General features: G+C 59.1%; 17 protein-coding genes. 5 read left to right on the top strand and 12 right to left on the bottom strand.

The window, feature by feature from the left end; genetic code table 11:
- Window positions 1-17 precede the first annotated feature (17 nt).
- The 6 genes from V7773_RS26695 to V7773_RS26670 form a co-directional block, all read right to left on the bottom strand.
- Complete coding sequence (locus V7773_RS26695; protein ID WP_336076117.1) at window positions 18-1,259, bottom strand: SfnB family sulfur acquisition oxidoreductase; 1,242 nt, start codon at window positions 1,257-1,259, stop codon at window positions 18-20.
- A gap of 337 nt (window positions 1,260-1,596) precedes the next feature.
- A complete protein-coding gene (locus V7773_RS26690) occupies window positions 1,597-2,367 on the bottom strand; it encodes a hypothetical protein (protein ID WP_092146578.1) in 771 nt (256 codons plus the stop codon).
- A gap of 515 nt (window positions 2,368-2,882) precedes the next feature.
- On the bottom strand, window positions 2,883-3,644 hold the full coding sequence (gene tcyN / locus V7773_RS26685) for an L-cystine ABC transporter ATP-binding protein TcyN (protein ID WP_063323431.1): 762 nt from the start codon (window positions 3,642-3,644) through the stop codon (window positions 2,883-2,885).
- A gap of 3 nt (window positions 3,645-3,647) precedes the next feature.
- Window positions 3,648-4,313 carry a cystine ABC transporter permease gene (gene tcyL, locus V7773_RS26680; RefSeq protein WP_063323430.1) on the bottom strand — a complete coding sequence of 222 codons (666 nt, stop codon included), beginning with the start codon at window positions 4,311-4,313 and terminating at the stop codon, window positions 3,648-3,650.
- Complete coding sequence (tcyJ, locus tag V7773_RS26675) at window positions 4,313-5,113, bottom strand: cystine ABC transporter substrate-binding protein (RefSeq protein ID WP_336076116.1); 801 nt, start codon at window positions 5,111-5,113, stop codon at window positions 4,313-4,315. The genes tcyL and tcyJ overlap by 1 nt, the downstream gene beginning before the upstream one ends.
- Before the next feature lie 307 nt (window positions 5,114-5,420).
- On the bottom strand, window positions 5,421-6,413 hold the full coding sequence (locus V7773_RS26670; protein WP_092345397.1) for a D-cysteine desulfhydrase: 993 nt from the start codon (window positions 6,411-6,413) through the stop codon (window positions 5,421-5,423).
- Window positions 6,414-6,857: 444 nt separating this feature from the next.
- Here V7773_RS26670 and betT point away from each other — a divergent pair, with 444 nt between their 5' ends.
- Window positions 6,858-8,819 carry a choline transporter BetT gene (gene betT, locus V7773_RS26665; RefSeq protein ID WP_336076126.1) on the top strand — a complete coding sequence of 654 codons (1,962 nt, stop codon included), beginning with the start codon at window positions 6,858-6,860 and terminating at the stop codon, window positions 8,817-8,819.
- A gap of 12 nt (window positions 8,820-8,831) precedes the next feature.
- On the opposite strand, the gene V7773_RS26660 is transcribed toward betT, so the two are convergent.
- A complete protein-coding gene (locus V7773_RS26660) occupies window positions 8,832-9,572 on the bottom strand; it encodes an SDR family oxidoreductase (RefSeq protein ID WP_072342672.1) in 741 nt (246 codons plus the stop codon).
- A gap of 132 nt (window positions 9,573-9,704) precedes the next feature.
- On the opposite strand from V7773_RS26660, the gene V7773_RS26655 reads away from it, so the two are divergent.
- From V7773_RS26655 to mgrA, 4 genes are all read left to right on the top strand, one after another.
- The gene (locus V7773_RS26655) at window positions 9,705-10,595 is read left to right on the top strand and encodes a LysR family transcriptional regulator (RefSeq protein WP_336076115.1); all 891 of its coding nucleotides are present in this window, start codon (window positions 9,705-9,707) and stop codon (window positions 10,593-10,595) included.
- A 127-nt stretch (window positions 10,596-10,722) separates the two neighbouring features.
- A complete protein-coding gene (locus V7773_RS26650; protein WP_063323425.1) occupies window positions 10,723-10,905 on the top strand; it encodes a type II toxin-antitoxin system HicA family toxin in 183 nt (60 codons plus the stop codon).
- Window positions 10,906-10,997: 92 nt separating this feature from the next.
- Window positions 10,998-11,399: a type II toxin-antitoxin system HicB family antitoxin gene (locus V7773_RS26645; protein WP_063325186.1), complete on the top strand. Its 402-nt coding sequence runs from the start codon at window positions 10,998-11,000 to the stop codon at window positions 11,397-11,399.
- Window positions 11,400-11,459: 60 nt separating this feature from the next.
- Entirely contained in the window at window positions 11,460-12,497 is a 1,038-nt protein-coding gene (mgrA, locus tag V7773_RS26640; protein WP_336076114.1) for an L-glyceraldehyde 3-phosphate reductase, read from the top strand.
- 71 nt (window positions 12,498-12,568) lie between these two features.
- On the opposite strand, the gene V7773_RS26635 is transcribed toward mgrA, so the two are convergent.
- The 5 genes from V7773_RS26635 to tauB form a co-directional block, all read right to left on the bottom strand.
- Window positions 12,569-13,777 (bottom strand): helix-turn-helix domain-containing protein, encoded by a 1,209-nt coding sequence (locus V7773_RS26635; RefSeq protein ID WP_072342682.1) that lies wholly within the window; start codon window positions 13,775-13,777, stop codon window positions 12,569-12,571.
- A gap of 3 nt (window positions 13,778-13,780) precedes the next feature.
- Window positions 13,781-14,458 (bottom strand): hypothetical protein, encoded by a 678-nt coding sequence (locus tag V7773_RS26630; RefSeq protein WP_072342685.1) that lies wholly within the window; start codon window positions 14,456-14,458, stop codon window positions 13,781-13,783.
- Window positions 14,459-14,589: 131 nt separating this feature from the next.
- Entirely contained in the window at window positions 14,590-15,432 is an 843-nt protein-coding gene (tauD, locus tag V7773_RS26625) for a taurine dioxygenase (protein ID WP_336076113.1), read from the bottom strand.
- 49 nt (window positions 15,433-15,481) lie between these two features.
- Window positions 15,482-16,321, bottom strand: a complete 840-nt coding sequence (gene tauC, locus V7773_RS26620; RefSeq protein WP_336076112.1) for a taurine ABC transporter permease TauC — start codon at window positions 16,319-16,321, stop codon at window positions 15,482-15,484.
- Window positions 16,318-17,112, bottom strand: coding sequence for a taurine ABC transporter ATP-binding subunit (tauB, locus tag V7773_RS26615; protein ID WP_336076111.1), 795 nt, complete (start codon window positions 17,110-17,112; stop codon window positions 16,318-16,320). The genes tauC and tauB overlap by 4 nt, the downstream gene beginning before the upstream one ends.
- Window positions 17,113-17,123 lie beyond the last annotated feature (11 nt).

Genomic DNA, 17,123 nt, shown 5'->3' with positions numbered 1-17,123 from the left:
CTCCAGAGGTCGGGTCGTCAGATCCAGGAATGGCGGGCCGGCAAGGTGCCGTTCAGGTGGTAGGCGCCTACCGCGTGATACTTCCAGCGCACCGGGTCGTGCAGGGTGTGGACCCGTGCGTTGCGCCAGTGGCGATCGAGGTTGAATTCGGCGAGGGTGGCGCGGCTGCCGGCCAGTTCGAAGAGTTTTTCGCTGGCGTGCAGGGCGATTTCGGTGGTGAGCACTTTGGCCTCGGCCACGGCAATCGAGGCGCGGGCGGCAGATTGCGCCGTGATGGGGGCGGCACTGACCTGGTCCAGCACCTGTCCGGCCTTGCGCAGCAAGGCTTCGGCGGCGTGCAGTTCGATTTTCAGTTTGCCAATGTCGGCGATCACGTAGAGATCGTCACTGGCTCGGTCGACCTTGGCGTCGATCCAGGGACGAGCCCGTTCACGCACAAAAGCGATGGCATCATCGATGGCGCCACGGGCGATACCCGCATCGATGGCGGCCTGGATCAGTTGGGAAATCGCACCTTGCACGCCGGGTGTTTCGTTGATGCGCCAGTTATCCAGGACCAACTCGGCATCCACCCGCACATTGTTCAGCAGCACGGTGCCGCTGGCGGTGGTGCGCTGGCCGAATCCTGACCAGTCGTCGACGATCCGCAGGCCCGGGGTGCCGCGCCGTACGAATGCCAGCACCTGGCGGCCCTCGTCATTCAACGCCTTGACCGCGACCCAATGGGCAAACAGCGCGCCGGTGGAATAGAACTTCTGACCATTGATGACAAACCCGTCACCGTCAGTGGTGATCCGAGCCTTGAGCTCAAGGGTATTGCGAGTACCGCGTTCCGGCCCGGCGTTGCCGATGCGCCAGCCTTCGAGCACGCTCTGCAAGAGGATTTTTTTCTGCCGTTCGGTGCCGGTGCCGAGAATCAGCTGGAGCACGCCGAACTGGTTCTGCGGGATCTGCCCAAGGGCCGGGTCAGCGGCGGAAATGATCGCGAACACGTCGGCCAGGGTGACGAACGAAACCTGCGGACCGCCGTATGCCCGGGGAATGGCAATGCTGCCCAGTCCGCTGCGGGTGAATTGCTCGATTTCTGCCCAGGGCAGCTTGCGTTGCTGGTCACGACGCGCGGCCTGCTGACGGGCGACCTGCGCCAGTTCATGGGCGGCTTTGATGGCCTCGGCATCGTTGCGCAACACCTGTGCGGGCAACAACAGTGGTGCGATGTCCAGGTCGCTCTGGACTTTTGCTTGCGCCAGATCCGACATTACAGCCACTCCGTGGCTGCAGGCAGTGCCTTGGCGTATTGCACTGGGGTGATTGTGTTCCGTTCCATACCCACCTCACATCTTTTCGGAAAACGCCGCGATAAATGCGGCGAGTCAAAATCAAGAATGTCCGGTGGTCCGGTGTATATACCCTAAGCGTGTATAAATTATTTTTGAACTAACTTTTAGGAATATGTATAGGTTGGATTCAATTGGAAGGAGTCCTCTGTGGCGAGGGAGCTTGCTCCCGCTGGGTTGCGCAGCAACCCTTCTTTTACCGATGGGCGCTGCGCCCCCAAGCGGGAGCACGCTCCCTCGCCACCAAAAGCGCTCTGTATCAAGGCGCTCGATGTCGCGGTTCGGCGGCCATGAGGGCCTCTTTCGAGGGCTTCTTCAGATAGGGATTGGCGCAACCGATCTTCAGCGTTCGCGGCGGTGCCCAGAGGGAATTGTTGCCTACGCGATCGATGATGCAGTAGGTCACTTCCAGGCGCAGGTCTTCGCCTGCCTCCAGGATGATCTGCGGCGGAACCCAGATATTGATTGGCTGGCCGACCTCGCTGGCGGTGACGGCAGGCAGGTCCATGCGCACATCGCCCCAGCGCAGGGTCACGGCATCGCCGGCGGCCATGTTCAGGTAGGGTTCGATGGTCAGCGGTACGCCGCGCTTGATCTGGTTGGGGTTCACCCCTTGGCGTCGGATAGTACCGGGAATGCGCACGGGCGCCAGGCCCTGGTTTTCATCGCCGCTCAGGGCCGACGGCTGCCCGCCGGGGCAATCGAGCTTCACGTGTACCCGTTGTCTGGCGGATAGCGCCGGCCCACGCCCGACCTGCATCACCCGATAGTGAATGCGCGAGGTGCCATCGACGATGAAACTCTCCGGGACTCGCAGGGTGACGCTGTCTTGCACATCGGCCTGCGACAGCAAGCGCGAGCCGACGTAGCAGTTGTCCCAGAACAGTTCGATCAGGTCACCTGCGTCCATACCAGGGTAGGGCGCAATGGCAACCTCCAGGTGAGCGGCGTTGGCGATGTTGATGCCGGTAGGGTGGGCGTTGGCCAGGGTGGGGGCGGCCAGTTCAGGACTCTTCGACTTACATGTCATGGTGTTCTCCTTGATGCTTGAAAACTAAGTCCGTTTCGGGAAGATCAACGGCGATGACTAATCGCGACATATTTTATGTGTGCAGCCATATAGGCTAGGCTGCGCCTAGTCACTGTGCAGAAAATAAATAATGTGCATCGCTTGTTGGTCACTAGATAAAGGCTCAATAGTTTCAGTGTCAATAGAGGCACTTGCTTAATAATTCATTGTGAAGGGCTTCAGAAATGTCCTACGCACCCATGTTAATAATGCGCGGCATCACAAGCCCTTTTCCCAGGCTCGCAGGTTTCTGGAAAATGCTTGAAAGAGCGTCTTGAGACTAGAAAGGAGGAGTGCTTGGGCTGAGGGGAAGTGTTACGAGAGGTAGATCCATGCCGCACATAAAACGGTCGAGGATGTTGAGTAGGGCGCAAGTTGCAAGTTGTTTCTTTATGGCAAAGTTATGGCGCTAGTATCTTGAAGAGTGTTGCAAGTGCCTCACTTCCATCCCTGGAAGTGATGACGCTGCCGATAACTTACTGAGCGCCGTGACCGGCGGAGAGGAACTTGCTGAGGAACTGTCGCGTGCGTTCTTCCTTGGGAGCTGCAAACAAGGCCTTGGCTTCGCCTTGTTCGACGATCACGCCTTTGTCGAAAAACACCACGCGGTTGGCCACGTCCCGGGCGAAGCCCATTTCGTGGGTCACGATGACCATGGTGCGTTTTTCTTCGGCCAAGTCGCGAATGGTTGCCAGCACCTCGCCCACCAGTTCCGGATCCAGGGCCGAGGTCGGCTCGTCGAACAGGATCACCGCCGGCTCCATCGCCAACGCCCGGGCAATCGCCACGCGCTGTTGCTGGCCGCCGGAAAGGCGCCGTGGGTAGGCGTCCTCCTTGCCGGCCAGCCCGACCTTGGCCAACAGCTTGCGCCCCAGGGCTTCGGCTTCGGTGCGAGGAATCTTCTTCACCACCTGCGGGCCTTCAGTGACATTTTCCAATGCGGTGCGATGGGGAAACAGGTTGAAGTTCTGGAACACGAAGCCCACCTGCTGGCGCAACCGGCGCACCAGGCCCTGTTGCTGGTTCAGCGGGCGACTGCCATCGATTTCGATGTCGCCGACCTTGATCCGGCCACTGCTGGGTTCTTCGAGGAAGTTCAGGCAGCGCAGGAAGGTGGTCTTGCCCGAGCCGCTGGGGCCGATGATCGCAACCACTTCGCCTTCTTCGATCTTCAAGTCGATGCCGTTGAGCACCACCTGACCCTTGAACTGCTTTGTCAGTTTTTCCACGACAATCATGGGTCAGGACTCCTGGTCATGCCGATTGACCCGTGCTTCCAGGACGTTCTGCAGGTGCGAGAGCACGGTAGCAAGAACCCAATAGATCAGCGCGGCGGCAAGGTACATGGTGAAGATTTCGAAGGTTCGCGCGGTGATCAACTGCGCCTGGCGGAACAGCTCAGGCACCTGGATGGTCGCCGCCAGCGCGGTGTCCTTGACCAGGGAAATGAAGCTGTTGCCCAACGGTGGCAGGGCCGTGCGTGCCGCTTGCGGCAGGATGGCCCGGCGCAGGGTCTGGGCGCGGGTCATGCCGATACTCGCCGCCGCTTCCCACTGGCCGCGCTCGATGGAACTGATGGCGGCCCGCAGGATTTCACACGCATAGGCAGCCATGTTCAGCGAGAAACCGATCAGGGCCGCGGGCAGCGGATCCAGCTCGATGCCCAGTTGCGGCAACCCGTAATAGATCACGAACAACTGCACCAGCAACGGCGTACCGCGAAAGAACGACACGTAGATGCGGGCGATCCAGTTCACCAGCTTGAAGCGCGACAGGCGCATCAGCGCCAGGCCGAACCCCAGCAGCAAGCCGAAAAACATACCGCCCAGGCTGAGGAAGACCGTGTAATACGCGCCCTTGAGCAGGAAGGGCGCGGAGTCCAGTGCGAGTTGAAGAGCTGCTTCCATTATTGGGTAACGTCAGCGCTGAAGTATTTCTCCGAAAGTTTTTTCAACGTACCTTCGGCGCGAAGTTTTTCGATGGCCTTGTTCACGGCTGCCAACAGCTCAGGCTCGCCTTTGCGCAGGGCAATACCGGACTCCTGGCGAGAAAAGGCTTCGCTGGTGACGGTGGTGTCCTTGGCTTTCTTGGCGTATTCCAATGCGGCCAGGCGGTCGATCAGGATGGTGTCGATACGACCGACGCGCAGGTCCTGGAACTTGGTGGGGTCGTCATCGTAGGTTTTGACTTGGGCGCCCGGTACTTCTGCCTTGACCCACTGTTCGTAGTTGGTGCCCAGGCCCACGCCGACTTTTTTACCGTCCAGGTCGGCGGCCTTCTTGATGTTCAGCTCGTCGGCTTTCTTGGTCAGTACCAGCGCTTGAATCCCGGAAACGGTGTACGGCTCGGAGAAATCGTACTTTTTCTTACGTTCCTCGGAGATGGTCACCTGGTTGACCACTGCGTCCAGGCGCTTGGATTCCAGGGCCGCGAGAATGCCGGCCCATGGAGTCGTCTGCAGCTTGACCTTCACACCCAGTTCCTTGGCCAGGGCTTCGGAGAACTCCACTTCGAAGCCGGTCAGTTTGCCGCTGTCATCAACGAAACTGAACGGTGGATAAGTGCCTTCCAGGCCGATCTTGATTTCGCCGGCATCCTTGATTTTCTGCAGCTGCTCACCGGCAACCGCTTGCCCCAGCAGCCCGGCGCTCAATGCCAGGCCCAGCGAACCTACCAACAGGTTGCGACGTAATGCGGAAAAATTCATGACAAGCCCCTGTGTTTTCTTATGAAGAGGTTATTTGGCTGAGATAAGGCGTAGCCGCGATCCGAAAAGATTGCCACATCCTGCCTTAAAGCGGTTTGGGCGTCTCGCGGCAAATGCGCCTGCGGCGAGACTATAGGATGGCTTTTATAGATTGGAAAATAATATTAAATCAACTCTATATGCCTGTTTTGAATTTTTCCCTGTGGGAGCGAGCTTGCTCGCGATAGCAGTGGATCAGCCCAATTCCAATCAACTGACACACCCTCATCGCGAGCAAGCTCGCTCCCACATTAAGGCTTTTCTATCTTCAGAAGACTGCGTTATAGGCAAACAACGCCGGTGCGCCACCAGTGTGGAGGAAGATGATCGGGCCTTCGTCGAAACGGTCGCGACCCATGCCGTCGAGCAGGCCGGCCATGGCCTTGCCGGTGTAGACCGGATCGAGCAGCAGCCCTTCCTGGCTGGCCAGCAGCTTGACCGCCGCCAGTGTCCCGGCGTTGGGTTCGCCGTAGCGGGGGGCGAAATATTCGTCCCACAGGATCACTTTGAACGCTTCCGGAAGGTCGACCTCGAGCAACGCTGCCGTACGTTCGGCCAGGCCCTGGACCTTCGGAAACTGATCCTCCTCGCTGCGGGAAACGGTGACGCCAATGACCGGTAGTGCCGGCAGGCTTTCGCTCAACGCCAGTGCCAGGCCGCTGTGGGTGCCGGCACTGCCCGAGGCCAGTACCACGGCGGCGAATTCAATCCCGGTGTCCTTGATCTGCTCGGCCAGTTCCAGGCCGGCGCGCACATACCCCAGCGCGCCCAAGGCGTTCGAACCGCCAATCGGCACCAGATAGGGCTTTTTTCCGTTGCTGCGCAGGCGCCCGGCGAGGGCCTGTAGCTGCTCATCGGCGTTGTCCAGGTTGTCCACCAGCTCGACCTTGGCGTCGAACAATTCCAGCAGCAGTCGGTTGCCGTTGCCCAGGTAATTGCTGTCTTCGGTGCCGATGGGGTTTTCCAGCAAGGCCACGCAGCCCAGGCCCAGTTTCGCGGCCAGGGCGGCGGTCTGGCGTACATGGTTGGACTGGATCGCCCCGGCGGTGATGAGGGTATCGGCGCCTTGGGCGATGGCATCGGCGGCCAGGTATTCGAGCTTGCGCAGTTTGTTGCCGCCCATGGCCAGGGGCGTCAGGTCGTCACGCTTGATATAGATGTCCCGCCCGAGCCAGGTGGAGAGGCGGTCGAGTTTTTCCAGCGGTGTCGGATGGCCGAGCAGGTCGAGACGGTTAAAGCGAGACAGCTGTTCTTTGATCATGGGTCCGTACTGGTTGTAGGAGATGTCTGGACTATAGGCACGCGGATATTCAGGGGCAACCGGCAATCATTTGTTTGGAAGTAAACCGGCGACGGACAGGGAGTGACACATGATTTATGAACACCCCAAACCCTGTGGGAGCGAGCCTGCTCGCTCCCACAGGGTTTGTGTGTGGTCTGTTGAACACTGAACGAATACACACCAAGCAGCGTCTATCCTCCCACTGGCCTGCGTAGGAAACGCGCCGTTGAGCCCTGCGATTAGTCCTTAGCTGCCTATTCATGTTTAACTTGAACGTTCATTCAAGTTAAACCGTCGGTTTGCTGCCCGCTCACAATAAGGAGGCTTGCTTTTGCCGAGTCCGTTTTCGACCCTCGCTGTTTCTCTGCCCGGGGGCCCTCGCCCATGAGTGCTTCGTCCCTGCCACCCAGCGGCCTGGTCCGCATGAACCCGCCGGTCTTTTACTTCGCCGCGACCTTCATCCTGCTGTTCGGCCTGGTGGTGATTACCATGCCCGCACAGGCCGGCGCCTGGCTGCTGGCCGCGCAGAACTGGGCGGCCAATACGGTCGGCTGGTACTACATGCTCGCGATGACGCTGTATCTGGTCTTCGTGGTGGTCACCGCCTTGTCCGGCTACGGCAAGATCAAGCTCGGTGCCGATCACGACGAGCCCGAATTCAGTTATCTGTCCTGGGCCGGCATGCTGTTCGCCGCCGGCATCAGCATCACGCTGTTTTTCTTCTGCGTGTCCGAGCCGCTGACCCACATGGTGCAGCCGCCCCAGGGCGAGGCTGGTACCACCGAGGCGGCGCGCCAGGCCATGCAGATCCTGTTCTTGCACTGGGGCCTGCACGGCTGGGGCGTTTTCGCGTTCGTCGGCATGGCCCTGGCGTATTTCGCCTACCGGCACAATTTGCCGCTGGCCCTGCGCTCGGCGTTGTATCCGCTGATTGGCAAGCGCATCAACGGCCCCATCGGCTATGCGGTGGACGGCTTTGGCATCATCGCGACCGTGTTCGGCCTCGGTGCGGACATGGGTTTTGGTGTGTTGCACCTCAACTCCGGGCTCGATTACCTGTTCGGCGTTGCCCATACCCAATGGATCCAGGTCGGCCTGATCGTGCTGATGATGGGCGCAGCGATCATCGTCGCCGTGGCCGGTGTCGACAAAGGCGTGCGAGTCATGTCCGACATCAACATGCTGCTGGCCTGTGCCTTGTTGCTGTTCGTTCTGTTCGCCGGGCCCACCCAGCATTTGCTCAACACGCTGATCCAGAACATCGGCGATTACCTCGGCGCCTTGCCGATGAAAAGTTTCGACCTGTACGCCTATGACAAACCCAGCGACTGGCTGGGCGGCTGGACGGTGTTCTACTGGGCCTGGTGGATCGCGTGGTCGCCGTTCGTGGGGCTGTTCATCGCACGGATTTCCCGTGGCCGCACCATCCGCGAATTCGTGTTTGGCGTGCTGCTGATTCCCCTGGGTTTCACCCTGGCGTGGATGTCGATCTTCGGCAACAGCGCCATCGACCAGGTGCTGAACCATGGCATGAGTGCCCTGGGCATGTCCGCCCTGGAAAACCCATCGATGAGCCTTTACCTGCTGCTGGAAACCTATCCCTGGAGCAAGACCGTCATCGCGGTCACGGTGTTCATCAGCTTCGTGTTCTTCGTCACGTCCGCCGACTCGGGCACCGTGGTGCTGTCGACGTTGTCGGCCAAGGGCGGCAACCCCGACGAGGACGGGCCGAAGTGGTTGCGGGTGTTCTGGGGCGCGATGACTGCCCTGGTGACCAGTGCGTTGTTGTTCTCCGGCAGCATCGACGCCTTGAAGTCGGCGGTGGTGCTGACGTCCTTGCCGTTCTCGTTGATTCTGCTGCTGATGATGTGGGGCCTGCACAAGGCGTTCTACCTGGAGTCCCAGAAGCAGATCGCGCAATTGCATTCCCTGGCGCCGGTGTCGGGCTCGCGCCGGGGTACGGGCGGCTGGCGCCAGCGCTTGAGCCAGGCGGTGCATTTTCCGTCCCGTGATGAGGTGTACCGTTTCCTCGACACCACGGTGCGCCCGGCCATTGAAGAAGTGACCGCAGTGTTCGTCGAAAAGGGCCTGACGGTGGTGACCCAGCCCGATCCGGTCAATGACAACGTCAGCCTGGAGATCGGCCACGGCGAGCAGCATCCGTTCATCTACCAGGTGCAGATGCGCGGCTACTTCACGCCGTCCTTCGCCCGCGGCGGCATGGGGTCGAAGGAGCTCAACAACCGTCGTTACTACCGTGCCGAAGTGCACTTGAGCGAAGGCAGCCAGGATTACGACCTGGTGGGCTACACCAAGGAGCAAGTCATCAACGACATCCTCGACCAGTACGAGCGGCACCTGCAGTTCCTGCATTTGGTGCGCTGATCGGCCTGAGCCTCAGACGAGCCCGCCGTTGGCCCGCAGGATCTGCCCGTTCACCCACCCGGCGTCCGGGCCCACCAGGAAGGTGATGATGCGGGCGATGTCGTGCGGCTGGCCGAGGCGTTCCAAGGGCGGCATCTTGGCGTAGTGCTGCACCTGTTCCTCACTCTTGCCGTGCATGAACAGCTCGGTGGCGACCGGGCCGGGAGCCACGGCATTGACCGTGATTTGCCGACCGCGCAATTCCTTGGCGAACACCTGGGTCAGGGATTCCACTGCGGCCTTGCTGGCAATGTACACCGAGTAGCCGGGCAGGTTCAGGCCCACGGTGCTGCTGGAAAAATTCACGATCCGGCCACCGTCATTCAAACGGGTCGCGGCCTCGCGCAGGGTATTGAAGGTGCCACGGGTGTTGATGGCGAACGTCTGCTCGAACAGCTCGTCGCTGTGCTGCGCCAGGGGCATGACCTGGAGGATGCCGGCGTTGTTGATCAACACATCGACCTTGCCCAGCTGCGCTTCGGTTTCATCGAACATCCGCCGGACATCGGCGGCAGACGACACGTCCGCCTTGATCGCTATGGCCTGATGGCCAGCCTGACGCAATTGCACCACCAGTTTCGAGGCTTCGGTGGCGCTGTTGGCGTAGTTGATGGCGACGGCGAAACCTTCGCTGGCCAGTTGCTTGGCAATCTCTGCGCCGATGCCGCGAGAGGCGCCGGTCACGATGGCCACTTTCGAATTTTGAACAGTCATGTGAAGGGTTCCTTTGCTGTTGAGGCGTTGTGATTCGTTGGAGCCAGATTCACATGTTTACTCTTGGCGATAAATACACGAGAGTTGCCTTGACTATTCAATATCTTCCAACAATCGGCGGGCAGGATTCAGATGGACCAGGTCAAGGCGATGAGAGTGTTTGTCCGCATATACGAGCGCAGCAGCTTTACCCTGGCCGCTGAAGACTTGAATATGCCCCGGGCCACGCTGACCCATACGCTCAATCAATTCGAAGCCTGGCTGGGTGTTCGTTTGTTGGAGCGCAGCACCCGCAAGGTGCGCCCGACCCTCGACGGCGAAGCCTACTACCCGCGCTGCGTGCAATTGCTGGCTGAACTTGAAGAGGCCGAACTGGCGTTTCGCGGTGTGGCGCCCAAAGGCAAGCTGAGGGTGGACTTGCATGGCACCCAGGCCCGGTACTTCGTGATTCCGGCGTTACCACAGTTCATGGCTCGCTACCCTGAAATAGAACTGTTCATCAGCGAGGCGGATCGTTTCGTCGACCTGATTGCCGAGGGCGTCGATTGCGTGCTGCGCTCCGGTACGCTGGCGGATTCGTCATTGATCGGCCGACGTGTCGCCAATCTCCGGCAGATCACCTGTGCCAGCCCCGGTTACCTGCGCCAGTACGGCGAGCCGAAGAGTCTCGATGACTTGAAGCATCACCGGGCGGTGAATTACGTCTCGCGGACAACCGCCAAACTCTATCCGTTCGAATTCATGGTAGATGGTGAACTGAAGGAGGTCCCGATCGGGGGCACGTTGTCGGTGTCCGGTGCCGAAATCTACGCCGCCTCGGCCATCGCCGGCATGGGCTTGATCCAATGTCCGCATTACCGAATGGAAGAGCCGATTCGGCAGGGCCTGATCCAGGAAGTCCTCACCGCCAACCCACCACCGTCCATGCCGGTGTCGGTGCTCTATCCCCACAACCGACACATGTCGCCACGGGTCCGCGTGTTCGTGGATTGGGTGGCGGAGGTGTTTGCGCAGGCGCGATGACCGAGTGGTGAGGGCGGTGCATGGGTTGGAGAGTTGAACTAATATTTTTCTGGGTGTGTATTGTGTGTATCTGGGGTCTTTTTCGCAGCTAGAGTTTTCCGGCAGAGTTGTGAATAAGGCAAAGGTGATGCGAAGTCGGGAAATGATCAGGAAGATCGAAGAGGACGGTTGGTATCGGGTGGCAGTCAAGGGTAGCCATCATCCGTACAAGCATTCCATCAAGGCTGGAAGGGTGACGATCAAGCCCCCTGACGCCGATCTGCCCAGAGGCACGATCAATAGCATATTGAAACAGGCGGGCCTGAAATGAAGCCCATGACCGATTACGAAATCCCCGATGGGGATGCATTGTTATCAGACCGGTTGCTGCGGTTGCCGGATCTGAAGGAAGGATTCGTCCACATGAAATTTCCGGTCGTTCTGCACAAGGATGCCGATTCCGACTACGGAGTGACGGTCCCGGATGTACCGGGTTGTTTCTCCGCAGGAAGTACTGTGAGCCAGGCATTCGAAAATGTGAAAGAAGCGCTCTCGTTGCACTATGAAGGCTTGATAGCCGACGGCGAACCGCTGCCGCAGATCCATGAAATCGACGATCATCTCGACGATCCGCAATACGCCGGGGGGATATGGGGGGTGGTTGAGTTTGATGTCACGCCCTATTTCGGAAAGTCAGTGCGGTTCAACGCCACGCTGCCCGAGCAATTGCTTGAGCGCATCGACCAAACCGTGCGACGGGACCAGCGTTATAGCTCGCGTTCGGGTTTTCTGGCGGCGGCGGCCTTGCGCGAACTTTCAGCCTGACCGAGGCGTCTGTGAAATGTTAGCGTCTGTCACCCGCCGTCCGAACAGAGAGCCTTTTCGATGACCTACACCGCTGCGCAAAACCGCTACGAGTCCATTCCTTACCGCCGCGTCGGTCGCAGCGGGCTGGTGCTGCCGGCGTTGTCGCTGGGGTTGTGGCACAACTTTGGCGACAGCACGCCCATCGATACCCAGCGCGCCTTGTTGCGTACGGCGTTCGACCTGGGCATCAACCACTTCGACCTGGCCAACAACTACGGTCCGCCCTACGGCAGCGCCGAGATCAATTTCGGCCGGTTGCTGCGCGAAGATTTCCAGCAGTACCGCGATGAGTTGATCATCTCCAGCAAGGCCGGTTGGGACATGTGGCCGGGCCCATACGGCCAGGGCGGTGGCTCGCGCAAATACGTGCTCGCCAGCCTCGACCAGAGCCTGCAACGCCTGGGGCTGGACTATGTGGACATCTTCTATTCCCACCGTTTCGACCCCGACACCCCACTGGAAGAAACCGCCAGCGCATTGGCCACTGCCGTACAGCAGGGCAAGGCGTTGTACATTGGCATTTCCTCGTATTCCGGGGTGAAGACCCGGGAAATGGCGGCGTTGCTCAAGGAATGGAAAGTCCCGCTGCTGATCCACCAGCCGGCCTACAACCTGCTCAACCGCTGGGTGGAAAAAGACCTGCTGGACGCCACGGAGGAACTGGGCACCGGTGTGATCGCCTTCACTCCGCTGGCCCAAGGGCTGCTGACTGACAAATACCTGAAGGGCATTCCAGCGGACGCACGGGTCAATCGTCCGGGTGGTGGCTCGTTGCAGGCTGCGCATTTATCGGAGGAGAACATCGCCCACGTGCGCGCCCTCAATGAAATCGCCCAGCGACGCGGCCAAAGCCTGGCGCAAATGGCCCTGGCCTGGACCTTGCGCGATCCCCGGGTCACTTCCGCCCTGATTGGCGCCAGCCGGCCGGAGCAGATCGTCGAGAACGTCGGGGCGTTGAAGAACCTGACCTTTAGCGCTGAAGAGCTGGCGCAAATCGACCGGTTTGCCCAGGAAGGTGGCATCAATCTTTGGGAGAAACCTTCGTCGGCTGAGTGAGTTTTCTCGTAAGGTCTAGACTGAATCACGGATAAGTTGTCTTCCTGGCGGAGGTGTTTATCCGTGATGATTTAAGGTGTTTTTTTGCTGGGAAAGCCAAGTATTTCTGCCGTTTCGCTGAAAAACGTATCCCGTCCAGATCTTTTCCTAAGATGCATCTCAATGACTTGCGATTGATCAGGTAGGGTGAAATATCCTTTGTCCAAGCTACAAAGACTTTCAAGAGTCGGCAGGGGCAGTCCTAATAGCTGTCTGACTTGGGATCGGGAAAGAACCTTGTTTTCTACGAGAATTTTCACTCCCCGCGCAATTAACTGAGGTCTTTCAAAATCGAAATCAGCATCCATGGGCTCACCTTTGACCCATCCTCTAGCTGACCTTGCTTTCCACAATCTTGTGGTGGTGGTGTCATTGATAATCTCTAGATCTAGGCATCTACGAATCATCGCTGCCACGGAGACCTTCCAACGTGGCTTTAGAGCTAGCAAGGTATCCAATGTAGGCCAGCGAATCTCCCTAACGAAGCTTTCTGCAGGCATCAGGAATGAGCTGGCAAATCGGTGTGCCTGTGACTCAAGCAACGTGTAGTTCGACTCGTACTGCTCCTTGGAAATATACCGATGGAGAACGATATGCCCAAGTTCATGAGCCGCGTCGAATCGATTTCGTATACCGTTCGCTTTGTCCGCAACAAGAAGTATGTAAGGCCGCTGATCCAGCTCGTACCAATTTGACACGCCGTCCATTTTCAGGTGGCCCAATGTGGTTCGAGCGCAGATGATGCCGGCGTTTTCGAGCACTTGAACGACATTGGGTATGGGGGCAACTCCCAATCCCCATGCTTGACGACATTCGCTAGCCATCCGCTCGATTTCCTGATCGGAAATCAACAGGCAATTGCTTTCTTCCAAATGTGGAACGTTAACGGCGACAAACTCAAGGCTTTCCTGAAGCTTATAGGAGATGTCTTGAAGCCACTCCAGACGTACTTCTGCTATCTCTCTTGCGTTAGCGGTGGCGCTTACCTGCGATCGGAAGAAAAACGGAGTGCTTTCACTCGTTACGATTTGCTTTTCGAGTAACCAGTTCTCACTGACGCCAAAGACTTCGCATAACCGTTGGAATGCATCGGCCTCAGGAACCTGTAGCCCATTCTCCCATTTAGAAATATTTCCAGGTGCGCGTCCCACCATTTCGGCCAAGGCGGTCTGGGTGATGCCGAACGTGAGCCGTAACTGCTTGAGACGTTCGGACTGGAAGCCCGCGACTCCAGTTCTCATGGTTCACTCCTTGGAATTTTGCTCATGGTTAGCTCGGTCTTCGATTTCTTCAGCGCGGCGCATCTTATCTCGCAATTTCACCAGTTCAATCGGTTTTCGAGCTATTGCTTGATTATCAGAATAGCCTTGAAGTAGCTCTTCGAACGTGCAATCCATATGGAAGCCTTTGCCGTTAAAATAAGGTACAGCCATCATGATGGCTCGAGGCTCTGATTGATCCGTTGAGCGTGGAGGTGGTGCATGGACTACGACAAGCGCATGGATCAATTGTTCGGAAACGGTGTGCTTCAGCCCGTCAATCCAATCCATCTGAGTAGAAGCTAACGATTCGTTCAAGGTTTTCAATTCGTTACGGTGTTTCGCGGTGCGAATCTCCTTTTGCCAAGGTAGGACGACAGACGTGATGCGTAAGTTTCCCAGCTCCAAAAGGACATAATTATGTCCTTTAGGATCGGTTGTTTTGATTATCGGGTTCCACCGCTTCATCCCCGCCAAAGCTTCCTGAACGAGTGAATGACGCAGGTGACCTCGCAGGTCTTCAGGAGGAGTATGGATTAGTAGATCCTGCACCTCCTTTGAAGCTTTTTGAAAGGTCTGAGGAATCAAAATCCCAAGCTCATCAAAAAACTCTCTATCGACTTGCGCACGGATGAAGCCTTGGATTTCCTCTTTTGTGACCATGCTTTTCACCACTCACTGTTCGGTAAGCGGATTTTTACTTTATTTTTATTCGTTATGGAAGTGGGTACTGGTTTTTCGTACAGCTAAAGGATGAGCTGTGCCCAAAGGCTTGGATAGCGTTCCGGGGATAGTTATTGAAAAAACGGCACATCCCCCAACACCGTCGCCCGGTGCATCACTCGGCGGGCGGGGCGGTAGTCATCCACGGCGAAGTGTTGGGTGACGCGGTTGTCCCAGAACGCCACGTCGTTGACCTGCCAGCGCCAGCGCAGGGTGAACGCCGGGCGGGTGGCGTGGGCGAAGAGCAGTTTCAGGATCACCTCGCTTTCGGTTTCCGACAGCTCGTTGATCCGTGTTGTGAAGCCTTCATTGACGAACAGCGACCGTCGCCCGCTCACCGGATGAGTGCGGATCACCGGATGGGACAGCGGTGGGTTTTTTCGCCGTCCCTCTTCCCAGCGCGCCAGGTCTTCGGTGGTGCTGCCAAACCGTTCCAATGGAAAGGACCGGGTGAAATCGTGGGTCGCTGTCAGGCCTTCCAGCAAGCGCCTCAACGGCGCCGACAAGGCTTCGTAAGCCGCGATGCCACTGGCCCACAATGTATCGCCGCCAAATGCCGGCAGCAGTTTGGCGCTGAGCACCGCGCCCATGGCCGGCGTCGGGAGAAAGGTCACGTCGGTGTGCCACACGGCGTTGTCGCGCACATCGGTGACGGCGGTGTCGAGCACCAATACTTCGGGCTGCTCCGGTACGTTGGGGTAGATCGGGTGAATGTGCAGGTCGCCAAAATACGCGGCGAAACGCGCTTGTTGCGTTGGGTCGATCGGCTGGTCGCGAAAGAACAACACCTGATGCGTGAGCAGGGCCTGCTCAATGGTCGTGCGATGTTCCTGGCTCAGCGGCTGGCTGATATCGATCCCACTGATCTGAGCGCCGAGGGCAGTGCTCAATGGCGTAATGGTTGGGCGGTTCATCGCAATGTTCTCGGTCTGGGCGCCGAAGGGTCGGCGTGGTCATTGGGTGTCAATGGGTCTGGCCGTGCCACGGCACCAGTTTGCGTTGCAGGGCGCGCAGGCCCATTTCCATGGCGAAGGCAATCAGCGCGATCACCAGGATCCCCAGCACCACCACATCGGTGACCAGGAATTGCGCCGCTGACTGCACCATGAACCCCAGGCCGCTGGTGGCGGCGATCAGTTCGGCGGCCACCAGCGTCGACCAACCCACGCCCAGGCCAATGCGAATGCCGGTGAGGATGTCCGGCAAGGCACTGGGCACGATCACGTGGCGAATCAACTGGGCCCGCGTGGCGCCCAACGATTGCGCAGCGCGTAGCTTGGCCCGGTCGACAGTGCGCACACCGGTGGCGGTGGCGATGGCAATCGGGGCGAAGATCGCCAGGTAGATCAGCAGGACCTTCGACAACTCGCCGATGCCGCACCAGATCACGATCAACGGCAAATACGCCAAGGGCGGAATTGGCCGGTAGAACTCGATCAACGGGTCGAGCACGCCGCGAGCGATGCGGTTGGCGCCAATGGCAATGCCCACCGGCACTGCCGTCAGCACCGCGAACAACAGGCCCAGGCCGATGCGTTCAAGGCTGGCGGCCAGGTGCTGCCAGAGGGTCGAGTCCATGTAGCCGCTGGTCGCCAGCAGCCAACCTTTTTGCAGCACGGCAGACGGCGAGGGCAGGAACAGCGGTTCGATCAGGCCGCTGGCGGTGACGGCCCACCAGACCGCCAGCAGTGCGATCAGGGTCAAGCCGCTGATCCAGCGCGTACTCAGGTGGGGTCTCAAACCGCTGGCCTTGGGCTGGGTCGTCGTTTCACGGACCGTGGCTGGAATTTCGTAGCTGCTCATGCGCGCTCCTGGGGTCGAGTGGCGCTGCGTTGGGAGAACACCTTGGCAAGCACATGCTCGCGGGTTTCGATAAAGCGCGGGTCGGACTTGATCGACCGCGCCGATTCCCCGGCGCCGTAGCGCTGGCCGAAATCCAGGCTCAGACGCTCGACGATCTGCCCCGGGTTCGGTGCCAACAGAATCAAGTCAGTGGCGAGGAACACGGCTTCTTCAATGTCATGGGTGATCAAGAACACCGGCTTGGCGGTGCGCTGCCAGACCTGCAGCAACAGTTCCTGCATCTGCTCGCGGGTGAAGGCGTCCAGCGCGCCGAACGGTTCGTCCATTAGCAGCACGCGAGGGTCAGCCGCCAATGCCCGGGCCAGGCCGACGCGTTGCTTCTGGCCGCCGGAGAGCTGCCAGACACGGCGGTGCTCGAAACCGGCCAGGTCCACCAGGGCAAGCATTTCCCGGGCGCGAGCCTCGCGTTCTTCCTTGGGGATGCCGGCCAGTTCCAGGCCGAACCCAACGTTTGCCAGCACGTCCTGCCACGGCAGCAGCGCATCGTCCTGGAACACCACGCCGCGTTCGGCGCTCGGGCCCTTGACCGGCCTGCCATCGAGGGTGATCTGCCCGGCGCTGGGCTCGACGAACCCGGCAATCAGGTTCAACAGCGATGTCTTGCCACTGCCGGACGGGCCGAGGGCAACCAGCAATTGCTGGGGCCCCAGGGTCAGTGAAATATCCGCCAGCACAGGTTCCGCCGCGCCGGGGTACTGTGCGCTGATGCGCTCCAGCTGTAGCAAGGCCATTGCGTGTCTCC

Source organism: Pseudomonas sp. 3JA, assembly GCF_036961705.1.
In the GTDB taxonomy this organism is placed as follows: Bacteria; Pseudomonadota; Gammaproteobacteria; order Pseudomonadales; family Pseudomonadaceae; genus Aquipseudomonas; species Aquipseudomonas fluorescens_Q.
This window is presented reverse-complemented; position numbering and strand designations above follow the sequence as displayed.

Coding starts and splice junctions, on each gene's coding strand:
- V7773_RS26695 (WP_336076117.1), bottom strand. CDS start 1,259: ATGTCGGATCTGGCGCAAGCAAAAGTCCAGAGCGACCTGGACATCGCA.
- V7773_RS26690 (WP_092146578.1), bottom strand. CDS start 2,367: ATGACATGTAAGTCGAAGAGTCCTGAACTGGCCGCCCCCACCCTGGCC.
- tcyN (WP_063323431.1), bottom strand. CDS start 3,644: ATGATTGTCGTGGAAAAACTGACAAAGCAGTTCAAGGGTCAGGTGGTG.
- tcyL (WP_063323430.1), bottom strand. CDS start 4,313: ATGGAAGCAGCTCTTCAACTCGCACTGGACTCCGCGCCCTTCCTGCTC.
- tcyJ (WP_336076116.1), bottom strand. CDS start 5,113: ATGAATTTTTCCGCATTACGTCGCAACCTGTTGGTAGGTTCGCTGGGC.
- V7773_RS26670 (WP_092345397.1), bottom strand. CDS start 6,413: ATGATCAAAGAACAGCTGTCTCGCTTTAACCGTCTCGACCTGCTCGGC.
- betT (WP_336076126.1), top strand. CDS start 6,858: ATGAACCCGCCGGTCTTTTACTTCGCCGCGACCTTCATCCTGCTGTTC.
- V7773_RS26660 (WP_072342672.1), bottom strand. CDS start 9,572: ATGACTGTTCAAAATTCGAAAGTGGCCATCGTGACCGGCGCCTCTCGC.
- V7773_RS26655 (WP_336076115.1), top strand. CDS start 9,705: ATGGACCAGGTCAAGGCGATGAGAGTGTTTGTCCGCATATACGAGCGC.
- V7773_RS26650 (WP_063323425.1), top strand. CDS start 10,723: ATGCGAAGTCGGGAAATGATCAGGAAGATCGAAGAGGACGGTTGGTAT.
- V7773_RS26645 (WP_063325186.1), top strand. CDS start 10,998: ATGAAATTTCCGGTCGTTCTGCACAAGGATGCCGATTCCGACTACGGA.
- mgrA (WP_336076114.1), top strand. CDS start 11,460: ATGACCTACACCGCTGCGCAAAACCGCTACGAGTCCATTCCTTACCGC.
- V7773_RS26635 (WP_072342682.1), bottom strand. CDS start 13,777: ATGAGAACTGGAGTCGCGGGCTTCCAGTCCGAACGTCTCAAGCAGTTA.
- V7773_RS26630 (WP_072342685.1), bottom strand. CDS start 14,458: ATGGTCACAAAAGAGGAAATCCAAGGCTTCATCCGTGCGCAAGTCGAT.
- tauD (WP_336076113.1), bottom strand. CDS start 15,432: ATGAACCGCCCAACCATTACGCCATTGAGCACTGCCCTCGGCGCTCAG.
- tauC (WP_336076112.1), bottom strand. CDS start 16,321: ATGAGCAGCTACGAAATTCCAGCCACGGTCCGTGAAACGACGACCCAG.
- tauB (WP_336076111.1), bottom strand. CDS start 17,112: ATGGCCTTGCTACAGCTGGAGCGCATCAGCGCACAGTACCCCGGCGCG.